At 73.6% G+C, this 14,853-nt stretch carries 9 protein-coding genes; 5 read left to right on the top strand and 4 right to left on the bottom strand.

Annotation, left to right across the window (positions count from 1 at the left end; genetic code table 11):
• Nucleotides 1-165 carry a 50S ribosomal protein L33 gene (rpmG, locus tag ACWDZ7_RS19235; protein WP_052836384.1) on the bottom strand — a complete coding sequence of 55 codons (165 nt, stop codon included), beginning with the start codon at nt 163-165 and terminating at the stop codon, nt 1-3.
• A gap of 71 nt (nt 166-236) precedes the next feature.
• Here rpmG and rpmB point away from each other — a divergent pair, with 71 nt between their 5' ends.
• Nucleotides 237-473, top strand: a complete 237-nt coding sequence (gene rpmB / locus ACWDZ7_RS19230) for a 50S ribosomal protein L28 (protein WP_451515301.1) — start codon at nt 237-239, stop codon at nt 471-473.
• Nucleotides 474-476: 3 nt separating this feature from the next.
• A complete protein-coding gene (gene rpsN, locus ACWDZ7_RS19225; RefSeq protein ID WP_451798328.1) occupies nt 477-782 on the top strand; it encodes a 30S ribosomal protein S14 in 306 nt (101 codons plus the stop codon).
• 420 nt (nt 783-1,202) lie between these two features.
• Here rpsN and ACWDZ7_RS19220 read toward each other — a convergent pair whose 3' ends face one another.
• Together ACWDZ7_RS19220 and ACWDZ7_RS19215 are read right to left on the bottom strand one after the other, a co-directional pair.
• Nucleotides 1,203-3,647: an FUSC family protein gene (locus ACWDZ7_RS19220; protein WP_451798326.1), complete on the bottom strand. Its 2,445-nt coding sequence runs from the start codon at nt 3,645-3,647 to the stop codon at nt 1,203-1,205.
• A 781-nt stretch (nt 3,648-4,428) separates the two neighbouring features.
• Nucleotides 4,429-5,586: a DUF2786 domain-containing protein gene (locus ACWDZ7_RS19215; RefSeq protein ID WP_451798324.1), complete on the bottom strand. Its 1,158-nt coding sequence runs from the start codon at nt 5,584-5,586 to the stop codon at nt 4,429-4,431.
• Between the two features lie 420 nt (nt 5,587-6,006).
• Here ACWDZ7_RS19215 and ACWDZ7_RS19210 point away from each other — a divergent pair, with 420 nt between their 5' ends.
• The 3 genes from ACWDZ7_RS19210 (at nt 6,007) to ACWDZ7_RS19200 (ending at nt 11,036) form a co-directional block, all read left to right on the top strand.
• Nucleotides 6,007-6,810, top strand: a complete 804-nt coding sequence (locus ACWDZ7_RS19210) for an ABC transporter ATP-binding protein (RefSeq protein ID WP_451798322.1) — start codon at nt 6,007-6,009, stop codon at nt 6,808-6,810.
• The gene (locus ACWDZ7_RS19205) at nt 6,807-9,032 is read left to right on the top strand and encodes an FtsX-like permease family protein (RefSeq protein WP_451798320.1); all 2,226 of its coding nucleotides are present in this window, start codon (nt 6,807-6,809) and stop codon (nt 9,030-9,032) included. Before ACWDZ7_RS19210 ends, ACWDZ7_RS19205 begins: the two co-directional genes overlap by 4 nt.
• 291 nt (nt 9,033-9,323) lie before the next feature.
• Nucleotides 9,324-11,036: a bifunctional 3'-5' exonuclease/DNA polymerase gene (locus ACWDZ7_RS19200; protein ID WP_451798318.1), complete on the top strand. Its 1,713-nt coding sequence runs from the start codon at nt 9,324-9,326 to the stop codon at nt 11,034-11,036.
• Between the two features lie 58 nt (nt 11,037-11,094).
• Here ACWDZ7_RS19200 and ACWDZ7_RS19195 read toward each other — a convergent pair whose 3' ends face one another.
• Nucleotides 11,095-14,838 carry a BTAD domain-containing putative transcriptional regulator gene (locus ACWDZ7_RS19195; protein WP_451798449.1) on the bottom strand — a complete coding sequence of 1,248 codons (3,744 nt, stop codon included), beginning with the start codon at nt 14,836-14,838 and terminating at the stop codon, nt 11,095-11,097.
• Between the last annotated feature and the right edge of the window lie 15 nt (nt 14,839-14,853).

Genomic DNA, 14,853 nt, shown 5'->3' with positions numbered 1-14,853 from the left:
TCAGCGCTCCTCTCGGAAGTCGACGTGGCGTCCGGCCATCGGGTCGTACTTGCGCAGCGTGAGGCGGTCGGGGTCGTTTCGGCGGTTCTTGCGGGTCACGTAGGTGTAGCCGGTTCCCGCCGTGGAGCGGAGCTTGATGACGGGGCGTAGTTCGTTGCGGGCCATGTGGGTAGTATATGAAAACGACTCCCGTTTTCAATAGCGGGGGCCCTCCATCGACCGAGAGGTGCGTCACCTTGTCCGCCCACTGCCAGCTGACCGGCGCGAAGCCCGGCTTCGGCAACCACATCTCCCACTCCCACCGGCGGACCTCCCGCCGCTTCGACCCCAACATCCAGAGCAAGCGGTACTGGCTGCCGAGCGAGGGACGGTACGTCCGGCTGCGGCTCAGCACGAAGGGCATCAGGACCGTGGACTCCATCGGGGTCGAAGCGGCCGTCGCGAGGGTCCGCGCGCGGGGCGGGAAGGTCTGACCGATGGCGAAGAAGAGCAAGATCGCGAAGAACGAGAAGCGCCGCGAGATCGTCGCGCGGTACGCCGTGCGGCGGGCCGAGCTGAAGGAGATCATCCGCGGGCCGGGCACGGGGGATGCCGAACGGGCCTCCGCGCAGCGGGAGTTGGCACGTCAGCCGCGTGACGCGAGTGCCACGCGGGTGCGGAATCGAGACAGTGTCGATGGGCGTCCGCGCGGGTATGTGGGGGCGTTCGGCCTGTCGAGGGTGAAGTTGCGTGAGCTGGCGCATGCGGGGTTTCTGCCTGGGGTGCGGAAGTCGTCCTGGTAGGTGGGGGCGGGGTTTTGGCGGGGGTGTGATGTTTTCGGGGGGTGACGCCTTCGGAGGGCGGTGACGCCTCTGGCGGGGGTGTTGACGCCTTCGGCGGGGGGGGGTGACGCCTCTGGCGGGGGTGTTGACGCCTTCGGCGGGGAGTGACGCCTTCGGAGGGGAGTGGCGCCTCTGGCGGGGGCGTCGGCGCCTTCGGCGGGGTAAGGCCGTGTCCGTCGCCCGTCGCCCGTCGCCCGTCCCCTGGCTCCCGCCCCTATCCGCCCTCTTGGCTCGGGGGGCCTGTCTGTCCCCCTCCTGGCTCGGGATGTCCTGTGGCCCCCTCCTGGCTCGGGGCGTCCCGTCCCCCTCCTGGCTCGGGGCATCCCGTCCCCCTCCTGGCTCGGAAGCGTCCCGTGGCCCCCCTCCTGGCTCGGGGGTGGGTCAGCGGGGTGAGGGTGGTGGGGGGTCGGGGTGGCGGCCGTCGGCGTGGCTGCCGTTGGGGGTTTGTGAGCCGTCCAGGAGCATGGGGGGCGGGGATGTGTTCAGGGCGTCCGAGAGTTCTTCCAGGGTGGTCAGGAGCAGGCCCGCTCCCTTGCGTACGACGCGGTCGGGGACGCCCTCGCCGTCCCACTCCTCCAGGGCCTTGCGGACCGCGTCCCACTGAGGGACGCGGCGTTCGCGCACCGCCTTCGCGCCCTGCTCCGTCGACTTGCGCAGCGCCTCGGCCAGGCGGGCCGCCGCCGGGACGGGCGTCACGTCGCGCTCCGGCAGATGCGCCTCCATCAGCATCGCCACGCGGCCCAGCTGGGCGAGGGCCTCCTCCGCGTCGGCGGCCGCGGCGCGGGACAGTCCTCGGTGGCGCACCGGCTCGTTCTTGGCGCGGGCCGTCGCCTCCTGCCAGGCGACCCGCGCGTCGCGCGCCGCGAGCAGCGCCTCACGGACGTCGGGGCAGGCCTTGCCCGCCGGATGTGCGTAGTGGTCGACGACCGCGGCGGCGTAACGGCCGTCCGCGACCAGCCAGTCCGCGAGGCGGGTGCGCAGGCGCGGGGTCTCCCAGGCCGGGTACACCGCGTACGCGATCATCGCCAGGATGCCGCCGAGCAGCGTCAGGAGTACTCGTTCCGGGACGGTCTGCGTCCACTGCTGGCCGCCCATGCCGAGCAGGAACACGACGTACGCCGCCACGCAGGCCTGCGCCGCCACCTGGCCGGTGCGCATCAGTAGGTACATCATCCCTGCGCAGAGCACGGCCAGCGCGGCGGACAGGCCCATGCGCGGGTGGATCAACTGCACCAGTCCCGTGGCGAGCGCGACGCCGACGAGGGTGCCGCCGAAGCGGGCCACGGCGCGGGAGTACGTCTGGGAGAAGTCCGGGCGCATCACCATGACCGCGGCCATGGGCGCCCAGTATCCGTGGCCGAAGGGCAGCCAGGCCCCCAGGAGGTAGCCCGCGGCGGCCACCGCGGTGACGCGGATCGCGTGACGGGCGACCGGGGACTCATGCCGCAGGGCCGCCCGCATGGCGCGCAGGGCCGTGGGGACGAGGGCGGGGAGCGTGGGGCGGAGCAGGGAGATCGGTTGGGTGTCGGATTGGGTGAGGGGTTCGGTCGCTCGTTGGGGGGCGGGGTGAGCGTCGGGGTGGGTGATGGGCGGGGTGGCGGATCGGCTGTCGGGTTGGGCGGCGGATTCGCCGTCGGGCGGGGTGGCGGATTCGCCGCCGGGTTGGGTGATGGATTCGCCATCGGGCGGGGTGGCGGATTTGCCGGGGGGCCGGGGGGCGGGACGGCCGTCGGGTTGGGTGGTGGATTCGCCGTCCGGCTGAGTGACGGGCTGGGCTTCGGGGGCGGGGGTGGGTTCGCTGGTCGGGTGGGTGGTGGGGTGTGCGGGCGGTGGGGGGTTTTGTGTGCCGCCTGCTGTTTCCAGTACGTCCCTCAGAAGCGCGCCGAGGCGTGTTGCCGCTCGGTATGCCGGGCCCGTCAGGATCGCTCCCGTGTCCGGGGTCTTGAGCGCGGCCAGGGCCGCCGGGGGGACCTTCACCGGCTCTCCGTGGCGGATGGCGCGGGCCGCCGCGTCCAGGACCGCGCCCGCCGCGGCGAGTAGCTCGCGCACCCGGTCACGTTCTCTGCCCTCCGGCGGGACGCCCACCGCCGGGTCCGCCAGGGAAGCGAGGACCGGGCGGATGCGTTCGGCCAGTCCTCGCGAGCCGTGCAGTTCCGCGGGGCGGCTGCGGGCCTGGCGCGCGGTGATCGTCGCCGCGTCGCGGGCCGCCATCAGGGGCTCGGGGTCGAAGGGGGCCACGGGGTCGTGCCGGAGCCTGCGGGCGTAGTCCGCCTCGGCGGCCAGGGCGTCGGCCAGGGCGTCCCGGTGGGCGCCCCATCTGCGTACCGGGAAGAGGATCACCAGCGCCGCCTGGACGCAGCCCCCGACGACCATCATGGCCGCGTGGCCCGCGGCGGCGGCGACCGAACCCGGGATGGTGACCGTCACCAGCATGATCGCCACGTTCGACGAGGCGATGATGCCGACGGTCGGGCCCGCGGCCCAGCTCAGGCCTGCCAGGAAGGTCCAGAGGCAGAGGAGGGCCAGGAAGAGGAGGAGGTGGGAGCCGGTGAGGTAGCCGAGGAAGGTGGAGACGGCGAGGCTCGTGCCGGAGGCCAGGGCGAGTTCCGGGCGGGGGCGCCAGCTGCGTTGGAACGTGGCGATGGCTGCCTGGAAGGCGCCGAAGGCGGAGCTCGCGGCTACTGCTGGGCCGAAGAGGGTGAGGCTGAGGCCGATGATGATGGCCAGGCCTGCGGCGCCGCGGGCGGCTACCAGGGGTTCGAGGCGTTTGCGCTCGACAGTCAGGCCTGAGCGGGCTGTCTCTTTCAGCGCTCGGAGCCAGGTCACTCTGTGATGATACGGGGCATATGGGGTGAGTTGGGGGGTGGTGTGGGCCGGATGTGCCGTTCCTGCCGGGGGTGGGGCGGGGGGCGTTTCCCCGGTGGCTGTGTGTCTTCCGTCGGGGGGTGGGCGTCCTTTCCGGCGGCTGTGCGTTTCGGCCGGGGCAGGGCGGGGTGTTGGCTTGCGGTGGCTGCGGCTTACGCCGGGGGGGCGGGGCGTTGGCCTCCGGGGGATGCGGCTTACGCCGGGGGCGGGGTGTTGGCCTCCGGTGGATGCGGCTTACGCCGGGGGGCGGGGCGTTGGCCTCCGGGGGATGCGGCTTACGCCGGGGGTGAGCGCGGCGTTGGCCTCCGGTGGATGCGGCTTTCGTGGCGCGTTGGTTTCTGCCGGGCGCCTTCCGTTGGAGGTGGGGGCGGGGCCGCGGCGGTATGTCCGTCCTCGCTATCTTGGCGCGGGCGCCTGTCCGCTTCGGCGCCCTATGCTGCATCACTGTGCTCCGGGCGGACATACCGCCACGTCCCCTCCGGTCTCGCCGGCGGCTGCGGGCCGGTGGGGCGGGCTGCCCCTGCTCCTGCGTCGCCATGTTCGTCGCCGGGTAAACGGGTGCGTGGGTGGGGGACATCCGCCGCGAAGCGGCGGGTATCACGGGGTGTTGAGGGCCGCCGTGGGTGGGGGCGGGCGGCCACGCCGATGAGCAGGGTCGCGGCGAACCCCGCCGTCAGGGACCACGTGTGCTCGGCTGGCCGCTGGCGTTGACTCGCTCACTCGTGAGCCCATGACGCGTACGTCAGGGCAGCGCGGGACCCCGGTTCCGAGGCGCGACGTGGGCCCGGTCGGCCGCTGCCGTGCCGTGGGTCCAGCCCTCGCCGTCCGTCGCCCCGCGCACGCGGGTCGTGGTCGTCTCCGGGAACATCCGCTCGGCGCGGTCGGTCACCGAGACGTCGCGTGCCGCGAGTACGGGGAGGAGCGAGGCCTCTGAGCCGTCCTCCGCCGCCGCCTCCGTGACCGCGTGCTCCCCCGCCTCCGCCAGGCGGGCGCCGATGCGGTGCGCGTACGCCAGCAGGAACGTCTGCCGGAACGTCTTCGTACGCTTGCGGCCCGCCGCGCGCTGCCCCGCCTCCGCCTTCGTCATCGCCGCCGTGCCCTGGACGAGCAGGGAGGTGTAGAGCAGTTCGACGGCCGCCAGGTCGGGTTCGAAGCCGACGACGGTCGAGAAGCCGTACGCCTCGTTCCACACCGCGCGGCAGTGGTTCGCGGTGGCGACGGAGTCGAGCAGGATCGCCTTCGCCGTCTCGTACGGAGCGTCCACGCCGACGCGGCACGCCCCGGGGACGTCCTTCGCGTGCGTACGGGCGGCGAGCAGCGCCTCGTCGAGCGAGTACCGCGCCATCAGCTCCTGCGCCTTCGCGGTGAGTGCCTCCGCCTCCTCGGGGAAGCCGGTCGCCTCCGCCTTGGCGAGCAGGGCGCGGATGCGGGTGAGCGTGCGGGGTTCGCCCTCGACCGGGCCCGGCACGGATTCGCCGGGCGGTGGGCCGACCGGTTCGATCGGGGGCAGGCGCAGGAGCAGGCGGTAGAGCTCCAGGTGGGTGGTGGCTTCCGAGAAGCGGTCACCGAAGCGGTCGCCGGCCTGTTCTGCGGTGGGGTCGAGGTCGGCCAGCTGGGCCGGCCAGCGGGGCGGCAGGTGGGCGTAGCCGCTGGTTTCGGCTCGGATCAGGGCGGCGGTCAGGCGTACGTGCGGCTCGCCCAGGTCACGGCGGACCAGCCGTACGACATCCGCGGGCTGCCAGCCGTGCCGCCAGGCCCTACGCAGGTACTCCTCGCCGCGCCGACGCAACTCCGCGTCCGCCTCGGGGGCGGCCGCCAGGAGGGAGGCTCCGGTGTCCAGGCCCTCGTGGTCGTCGCCGTACAACGCCGCCGCGAACGCTTTGTCGATCACCGAATCCATGGGGACAGGGTATGAGGTGGGGTGGGTGAGGTGGGGTGGGTGAGGTGGCATGGGTGAGGTGGCATGGGTGCCGTGCAGTGGGTGCCGCGCGGTGAGTGCCGTGCAGTGGGTGCCGTGCAGTGGGTGCCGTGCGGTGAGTGCCGCGCGGTGGAGCCACACACCTCCACGCGGGGTCACACCCCACCCCGGCCCGACACCCTCCGCCCGGGGTAAACGCCCGCCCCACCTCCACGCCTCGATGCGGGGTGAACGAGTGGGTGGGTGGGAGATATCCGCCGCGAAGTGGGCGGGGCAGGCCGCGCCAGGCCAGTGAGGGACGCCTCACCAGCCAAGCCCCGCCGGAAAAGGTAGGGCTAGCCATACCCCACGACACCCCTCAGTGGTCGTGCCCGCGCAAGCGCCCCCCGCTTGGCTGTACACATGACCGAGACGCCCAAAACCGCCGTACGCCTCACCGCCCTCCACCGCCTCCACGGCAACGTCGCCGCCCTCGACGGCGTAGACCTGAAAGTGAGCGCCGCGACCTTCGTCGCGGTCATGGGCCCCTCCGGCTCCGGGAAGTCCACGCTTCTGCAGTGCGCCGCAGGCCTGGACAGGCCGACGTCGGGAACAGTCGAAGTGGGCGGCACCGAATTGACGGGGCTGAACGAGCGCCGGCTCACGCTGTTGCGCAGGGAGCGGATCGGTTTCGTCTTCCAGGCCTTCAACCTCATCCCCTCACTGAGCGCCTCCCAGAACGTCGCGCTCCCGCTGCGTCTCGCGGGCCGCCGCCCTTCTCGTACGGAGATCCGTGACGCCCTCGGCCGGGTGGGCCTGGCCGACCGGGCCAGACATCGGCCCGGCGAGCTCTCGGGCGGCCAGCAGCAGCGCGTCGCCCTCGCGCGGGCGCTGGTCAGCCGCCCCGCAGTCCTCTTCGGCGACGAGCCGACCGGGGCGCTCGACACGGGAACCAGCCGACAGGTCCTCGCGCTGCTGCGGGGGTTGGTGGACCAGGAAGGGCAGACGACCGTGATGGTCACGCACGACCCGGTGGCCGCCTCGTACGCGGACCGCGTGGTTTTCCTCGTCGACGGCAGGGTGGCGAGCGAGCTGCGGGCGCCGAGTGCCGGTGCGGTGGCTGAACGTATGGCGATACTGGAGAGCACCACGATCACCACGGCGCGACGCCGAGGCACCACGGTCGCCACGGCCGGCACCGACTCGGACGAGGCGGCCACCCGATGATCTTCCTCGCCTCTCTCCGCGCCCGCTGGAGCAGTCTGCTCGGTGCCTTCGTGGCCGTCGCCCTCGGCGTCGGGCTCACCGCCGCGATGGGGCTCGGGCTGGACGCGAGCCTCACCGCGCCGGACCGTCCGCCCGTGCGGTTCGCGGAGTCGCCCGTCGTCGTCATGGGGCAGGACCGGCTGACGGTGCCGGTCGAGCGCGGACCGGATACCGCACACGTATCGAAGCCGCTCGCTCATCCACACCCTGTGGATACCGAACTGCTGCGCGACCTTCGGCGGCTCGGTCCCGTACGGCTGGACGGCGACAAGCGGGACGCGGTCGGCGTCGATGCCCCGGCGCGGCAGGTGCGCGACGTGGTCGACGGCCGGGCCCGCGTCCTCACCGGCGGCGACCGCCGCCAGGCCGACCCCGGCACGGAGCGCGACGCCGAGGCGCTGGTGGCCGTCAACTCCTTCCTCGGCACGGCGGGCGGGGTGGCCGCCTTCGTGTCGGTGTTCGTCACCGCGTCGACGTTCGCCTTCGTCGTGGCGCTGCGGCGGCGGGAGTTCGGGCTGCTGCGGATGGCGGGCGCGACGCCCGGCCAGGTGCGCAGACAACTGCTCGGCGAGGCGCTCGCGGTGGGCGTCGCGGCGTCCGCCGTCGGGTGCGTGCTCGGGGCGTGGGGCGGGCCGTTGCTCGGCGAGGCGCTGGTGGAGGCGGGGATCGCGCCGCGATGGTTCGCGATCCCGGGGGCGGAGGCATCACAGGCGCTACAGGCATCACACACACCACACACATCGGAAGCCTCCACCGTCGCGCATGCGATAGGCGCCTGGCTCACATGGCCCTTCCAACTCGCCTTCTGGACCGGCCTCTTCGTCGCCTTCGCGGGCGCCTGGGCCGCGTCCCGGCGGGCCGGGCGCGTCACCCCGGCCGAGGCGTTGCGCGACGCGTCCGTGGACAGCGGCGTCATGCCGTGGAGCCGGCGGATCGTGGGGGCGGCGCTGCTCGCCTGCGGCGTCGGGCTGCTCGCCTGGACCCTGGTCACGGACCCGTCCTCGCTGATGAAGCGCAAGACGTACACGGTCCAGCCGATGATCCTGATCACCGCGGCCGCCGCGCTCGCACCGCTGCTCGTACGGCCCGTCGTCCGCGCCTTCCGGCTGCCCGGCGCCATCGGTCTCCTCGTACGCGAGAACTCCACCGCCTCCGTACGCCGCACCGCCGCCGTCGCGGCCCCCGTCCTGGTCACCGTCGCCCTCGCGGGCAGCCTGCTCGGCTCGGCGCAGACCGTGAGCGAGGCGAAGGCGGCGGAGGCGCGTGAGCGTACGACCGCCCACTTGGTCGTTACCGGAGCCGACTTGGGTGCCCCGCAGAATCGAAGGATTCCGGGGGCCGCGGCCGTCTCCGCCTCCGCCTCCACCGCTGTCTTCGTACGTGAGGAGGGCAGCGCGCTCGTACGGTCCGACGCGCGTGCCGTGCGTGACCCCGCGGCGCTGGCGGCGACTTCGCGGCTGCCGGTGGTCGCGGGTGACGTACGCGACCTGGACGATCGGTCGATCATCGTCAACGAGGAGTGGGAGAAGCATCGGGTCGGCGAACACGTCGACGTCTGGCTGGGCGACGGGCGGCGGGCACGGCTGCGGATCGTGGCGGTACTGGCCCAGGGGAGCGGGGACAACGGCGCGTACGTCACTTCTCCCAACGCCTCGGTCGGGGACGTTGGTTCCCAGGTGCCTGTGGACCGGATCGACGTGCGCTTGAAGGCGGGGGCCGATCCGGACAGTGCCGCTGCCGTGCTGGCTGCCGTGAGCGGGGGCGAGGTGCGGACAGCCGAGGAGTGGCTGTCCGCGACGCACCCTCGGACCAAGTCGCAGACGCGGCTCGGTCTGCTGATGCTGCTCGGCATCTCCCTCGTCTATACGAGCATCTCCCTGGCGAGCACGCTGCTGATGGCCGCGTCCGTGCGGGGCACGGAGCTGCGGTCCCTGCGGCTGGCGGGGGCCACGGGGCGGCAGGTACGGATGGTGGTCACCGGGGAGGCCCTGGTGGCGGTGGCGGCGGGCGCCCTCCTGGGCCTCGCAGTGACGGCGGTCAACCTCGGGGGCCTGTCCGCGGGGCTCGCGCGGCTGTCGGTGCCGACGGGGATGGCGGTGCCCTGGGATGTCGTCGGATTGGTTGTAGCGGTTTGCGCGGTGGTGGCGACGGGGGCGGCGACGGCCGGAGCGCGGCGGACGTGAGGCTGCCGACGGGTCGCCTCGGGTACGGTCCGCGCCCGGTGCTCGTCCGTGGCGTGGCCCCGTCCAAGGAGCCCCGGGCGTGGTGCCACCCATGGCGTCCCGGCCCTGACCCCACCCAAGGCGTCCCGGCCCTGGCCCCGTCCAAGGTGCCCCTCCCCCGGCCCCACCCAAGGCGTCCCGGCCGTGGCCCCACCCAAGGCGTCCCGCCCGTGGCGCCACCCATGGCGTCCCAACCCTGACCCCGTCCAAGGCGTCCCGCCCGATGTCAGTGGCGGGTGCAACACTCGCGATATGACCGACCGCTGGGCCATCGCCGCAGTTGAGGGGGGCGGGGCAGAGCTCGTCCCCCTCGGGGGCGACGCGCTGCCCGCGGGCGGCGTCGTGCGGGAGCCGGACCTCGCCGAGGCCGTACGGAAGCGGGGCGACGTAGGGCGGTGGGTGTGGCGGTCCACCCCCGCCCTGTACCCGCGCCTGCTCGCCGCCGGCGTCCGCGTGGAGCGGTGTTACGACGTCGAGGCCGCCGAGTTGCTCCTCCTCGGTCACGAGGGCCGCCTCGGAGAGCCCCGCTCCGCGGCCGCCGCCCTGGCCCGGCTCCGCAACGCTCCCGTACCTCCCGATCCCCCGCCCCGCGCCGCCGAGCCCGGCTCGCAGGACTCTCTCTTCGAGCCCCGCCCCGGCGGCGCCCCCGTCACGCTGGAAGAGCTCGTCGAGGTCTACGCCGAGCAGCAGCGAAGACACGACGCCACCGCCCACCCCGGCCGCATGCGCCTGCTCACGGCCTCCGAGTCGGCGGGCATGCTGGTGGCCGCCGAGATGAACGCCTCGGGTCTGCCCTGGCGCGCAGACGTCCACCGCGAGGTCCTGACCGAACTGCTCGGTGAGCGGTACGCGGGCGGCGGTGAGCCCCGCCGCCTCGCCGAGCTGGCCGACGAGGTGTCCGCCGCGTTCGGCCGCCGCGTCCGCCCGGATCTGGCCGCCGACGTGGTGAAGGCCTTCGCTCAGGCCGGCGTCAAGGTGAAGTCGACGCGGCGCTGGGAGCTGGAGGAGATCGACCACCCGGCGGTGCGGCCCCTCATCGAGTACAAGAAGCTGTACCGCATCTGGACCGCGCACGGCTGGAGCTGGCTTCAGGACTGGGTCCGCGACGGACGCTTCCGGGCCGAGTACACGCCCGGCGGTTCGGTCAGCGGCCGCTGGACGACCAATGGGGGCGGGGCGCTGCAGATCCCGAAGGTGATCCGCAGGGCCGTGGTCGCCGACCCGGGCTGGCGGCTCGTCGTGGCCGACGCCGACCAGATGGAGCCGAGGGTCCTCGCCGCGATCTCCCGGGACCGGGGCCTGATGGAGGTGGCCGGGAGCGGGGAGGACCTCTACACCCGGCTGTCGGACCGCGCGTTCTCCGGCGACCGCGACCACGCGAAGATCGCGCTGCTCGGCGCCGTGTACGGGCAGACGTCGGGCGACGGCCTGAAGAACCTGGCCGCGCTGCGGCGCCGCTTCCCGCTGGCCGTCGCGTACGTCGACGACGCGGCGAAGGCGGGCGAGGAGGGACGGCTCGTACGGACCTGGCTGGGACGGACGAGCCCGCCGGCCGCCGGAGCCGGGGAGGACGACGAGGCGGGCATTCCCCAGGAGGAGCCTGCGGCGTCCGACGGACCGCGCCCGTCCCCCGAAGGGGAGTTCACTCCTGGGTACGCCTCCAGCAACGCCCGGGCCCGCGGCCGGTTCACGCGCAACTTCGTGGTGCAGGGCAGCGCGGCGGACTGGGCGCTGCTGATGCTGGCCGCTCTGCGGCGGACGATGTCCGAGGGCGGGATGCGGGCCGAGCTGGTCTTCTTCCAGCACGACGAGGTCATCGTGCACTGCCCTGCCGAGGAGGCGGAGGCCGTCGCTCTCGCGGTGCGCGCGGCGGGGGACCTGGCCGGCCGGATCGCCTTCGGGGAGACGCCGGTCCGCTTTCCGTTCACGATCGCCGTCGTGGAGCGTTACGCCGACGCGAAGTAGACGGGAGGCAGGAGGCAGGAGGCAGGAAGCAGCAGGCAGACGGCAGGGGGCAAGGGGCTCAGCCAGCCGTAAGCAAGGCCCTCAGTTCGTCGGCCACCTTGCTGTCGGTACCGTCCAGGGCCTTCAGCGCCCGCCTCCATTGCTCGTACGCCTCTTCGTCGCGCCCCTCCTCCCGGAGGAGAAGCCCCCGCTGGTGGCGGGCCAGGCCTGTCATGTGGGCATCGCCGCGGTGTTCGGCGCGGTCGAGGAGTGCGGCGCACTCGCGCGTCGCGTCCCGGGCGCGGGTCAGACCGCGCAGGGCACGGACCAGGCCGAGGCGGGCCTGGGACTCGCCGTGCCAGTCCTCGTACTCGCCGTGGATGCGCAGACTCTCCTCGAAGTGCGCGAGGGCGGCGGCGGGTTCGCCGAGGGTGAGGTGGGCGTAGCCGATGTTGCAGTGGGCGGACTGGCGGACGACGGCGTGACCGATGGCCTCGCCGATCGCGAGGCTGCGTTCGTGGTGGTCGATGGCGGCGCGGGCGTCCGTGTGTTCGTAGAGGTTGCCGAGGTGGCTGAGGGTGATGGCCTCGCTGAGCGGGTCGGCGAGTTCCTTGGCGAGCGCCAGGCTCTGATGGAGGGCTTCGGCGGACTCGGCGTGACGGCCGAGGCCTTCGAGGAGGAGACCGCGGTTGTTGAGGCCGCGGCGCACGCAGGACACGATGCCGAGGCCGCGCCAGAGCGCGAGGGCCTGGTCGTTGAGCGCGAGCGACTCGTTGCTCCGGCCGGACATGAAGTGCATGCCGGCGAGGTCGGTGAGGGCTTGGGCCTCGGCGGCGCTGTCGCCTTCGCGGCGGGCGGCGTCCAGGGCGAGGGCGCCGAGTACGGCCGCCTCCGGGAGACGGCCGCGGCGTTGGAGGTAGGGGAAGAGGCAGCGGACCAGTACGGGGAGCAGGTCGGAGGGGCGGGTGCCGGTGGATCGCTCGGCGGAGGTGAGGGCGAGAGCGAGGGCGAGGACATTCGCGAGCTCGGTGTCGCCCCAGGCGAAGGCGGCTTCCAGGGTGAGGGGAGGGGTGGGGGTGTTCGGTGTGCCTGAGGTGTTGGGTGGGGCGGGAGCGTCCTGCGTAACTGGGGTGCTCTGCGTACCGGAGGTGCTCTGCGTAACTGGGGTGCCCTGTGTGACCGGGGTGCCCTGCACGACCGGGGTGCCCTGCGTAACCGAGGTGCCCTGCGCGCCCGGAGCGCTGTCCACGCGTTGCCCGTGGCGTGCCAGGCGGGAGGCCACGCCGCGCAGGCGGTCCGCCTTGTCGAGGCCCTCCGGCAGGATCGCCTGCAAGGTGCGGCGGGCGGACTCCGCGTACCAGAACATGGCCTCTTCTGCGACGTCCATGCCCTGGCCGGGGTCCGCGGCGAGGGCGGCTGCCGTCTCGCGGGCGAAGTCGCGTACGAGGTCGTGCGGGGCGTAGCGACCGTAGGCCGTTTCGTCGAGGAGGGCGACGTCGACCAGGCGGTCGAGGGCCGCGCCGGCGCGCAGTTCGTCGACGTCCAACAGGTGGGCGAGGAGCGGGACTCCGTACGTAGGGAGGTCGAGCGCGCCGATCCGGGCGAGGGCGAGGGCGGCGTCGCGGTCGGCCCGGCGTTCCGAGGTGCGCAGGGCGTCGAGGGCGACGGCGAGGGAGCGGCGCACGCTCAGATCGTCGTACTCCAGGTGGTGCAGGCGGCCGCCGCTGACCGTGAGGAGTTCGGCGAGGGCGTCCGGCGTGAGGGCGCGGCGCGCGGCGAGGCGGGCGGCGACGATGCGCAGGGCCAGCGGGAGGCGGCCCGCAAGTTCGACCAGGGGGTGCCCGGCGTCGAGCCCGTCGCGTCCCGAGACGGCACGCAGGAGCGCGGCGCTGTCCCCGTCCGAGAGGGGCTCCAGTGGGAAACGGGCCGCGCCGTCGAGGGTGGTCAGCGGGGACCGACTGGTGACGATGACCGCGCAGCCGGGGCCGGCGGGCAGCAGGGGGCGCACCTGCGCGGCGGTCGCGGCGTCGTCCAGGACCATGAGCATGCGGGTGGGCGCGAGCAGGGAGCGGAGCAAGGCGGCGGCCGAGGCGGGGTCTTCGTGGCTCTCCGGGTTGGGGCACGGCTCGGCGCTGAGGTCGCGCAGGAGCGAGGTGAGGGCCTGGCCGGGGGTGAGCGGGGTCATGCCGGGCGTCGCGCCGTGCAGATTGACGTAGAGCTGCCCGTCCGGAAACTCCTCCCGCAGCCCGTGCGCCACATGCGCGGCGAGGGCGCTCTTGCCGACGCCGGCCATCCCGGAGACGACAGCGACACGCGCCCCCGCGTCGAGCGCGCCCCGCAGGGCGCGGACGGTCTCTTCCCGGCCGGTGAAATGGGCGGGGTCGGGCGGCAGTTGGGCGGGCGGTGGAGCGGGCTTGCCGAGGCGTGCGGGTGCGGGGGGTTCGCTTTCCTTGACGGCTTCGCTTTCCTCGACGGGTTCGAAGGCGTCCGAGGTACCCGGCTCTTCGACGGGTTCGAAGGCGTCCGAAGTACCCGGCTCTTCGACGGGTTCGAAGGCGTCCGAAGCACCCGGCTCGTCCGTGCCTTTGCCTTCGGGCTCGTCCGTTGCACCTGACTCGTTGACGGCTTCGGAGTCGTCCGTGGCACTCGGCTCGTCCGCGGCTTCGGAGTCGTCCGTGGCACCGGGCTCGTCCCTGGCACCGGCCTCGTCCGTGGCTTCGGGCTCGCGCGAGACGTTGGGCTCGTACGGGGCTTCGGGCCTGGCAGCTTCGTACTGCCCCACACCATCGGGCCGCCCCGCGGCCTCGCGCTTCTCCCCCGTTTCAGATTGCCCCGCAGCCTCGCGCTTCAACGCCGCATCGGGCTGCCCCGCAACTCCGGACGCGCCCGCAACTCCGGACGCGCCCGCGCCTTCGCGCTTCTCCACGCCGAGTGGCTCCCGCACGACTGCAGGCGCACCCGAGCTTTCAGTTACCCCTACGGCGCCGGGCGCACCCGAGCCTCCGGTAACCCCCACAGCTTCAGCCGCACCCGAGCCTCCGGTGCCCCCCACGGCACCGTACGCACCAGCGGCTCCACGGCCCCCCACATCCAGAGACACCCCCGCCCCCGCGAACCGCCCCCGCAGCACCTCCTGATGCGCCTCCCGTACCGCCGCCCCCGGCTCCACGCCCAGTTCCTCGATCAGCCTGCGGCGCAGTTCGCGGTGGGTGGCCAGGGCCTCTGCCTGGCGGTCCGTGCGGTGGAGGACGAGCATCAGCTGGCGGTGGAAGGCCTCGCGGAGGGGGTGTTCGGCGACCAGTGCCGCCAGTGCTGGGGCGAGCGCGGCGAGGTCGGTGCCGAGTTCCAGTTCGGCGTCGTACCGCCATTCCAGGACGAGCAGCCGAGCCTCTTCCAGGCGCGGTACGAGCGAGTGGCCCGCCAGCGGCTCCGGAAGGCCGCCGAGGGGCCGCCCGCGCCACAGCGCGAGCGCGTCCGACGCGGAGTCGACGACCCGGGCCCAGTCCCGCTCGGCGTGCGCCGCCCGCGCCCTGGCCACCCGGCGTTCGAAGACACGGACGTCCAACTCACCCTCGCGGACCCGCAACCGGTACCCCGGCGGCACCGCGTGCAGCCGCTCCGGGTCGTCGAGGAGGCGCCGCAGCCGCGTCACGTGGTTCTGGAGGGAGGCCTGCGCGGACGCGGGCGGGGAGTCGCCCCACAGCGCGTCCTTGAGGGCGTCGAGCGAGACGGCCTTGTCCGGTTCCAGGAGGAGCGCGGCCAGCAGGGCGCGCCCTTTGGCGCCGCGCACAGGACGCGGCTCGCCGTCCGTACCGTCGTACAGCGCCGGCGCCCCGAG

This window comes from Streptomyces sp. NPDC003032 (assembly GCF_053591415.1).
Note: the sequence above shows the minus strand (reverse complement) of the source record. Positions and strands in the feature narration are given on the sequence as shown.

Coding starts and splice junctions, on each gene's coding strand:
- rpmG (WP_052836384.1), bottom strand. CDS start 165: ATGGCCCGCAACGAACTACGCCCCGTCATCAAGCTCCGCTCCACGGCG.
- ACWDZ7_RS19205 (WP_451798320.1), top strand. CDS start 6,807: ATGATCTTCCTCGCCTCTCTCCGCGCCCGCTGGAGCAGTCTGCTCGGT.
- ACWDZ7_RS19215 (WP_451798324.1), bottom strand. CDS start 5,586: ATGGATTCGGTGATCGACAAAGCGTTCGCGGCGGCGTTGTACGGCGAC.
- rpsN (WP_451798328.1), top strand. CDS start 477: ATGGCGAAGAAGAGCAAGATCGCGAAGAACGAGAAGCGCCGCGAGATC.
- ACWDZ7_RS19200 (WP_451798318.1), top strand. CDS start 9,324: ATGACCGACCGCTGGGCCATCGCCGCAGTTGAGGGGGGCGGGGCAGAG.
- ACWDZ7_RS19210 (WP_451798322.1), top strand. CDS start 6,007: ATGACCGAGACGCCCAAAACCGCCGTACGCCTCACCGCCCTCCACCGC.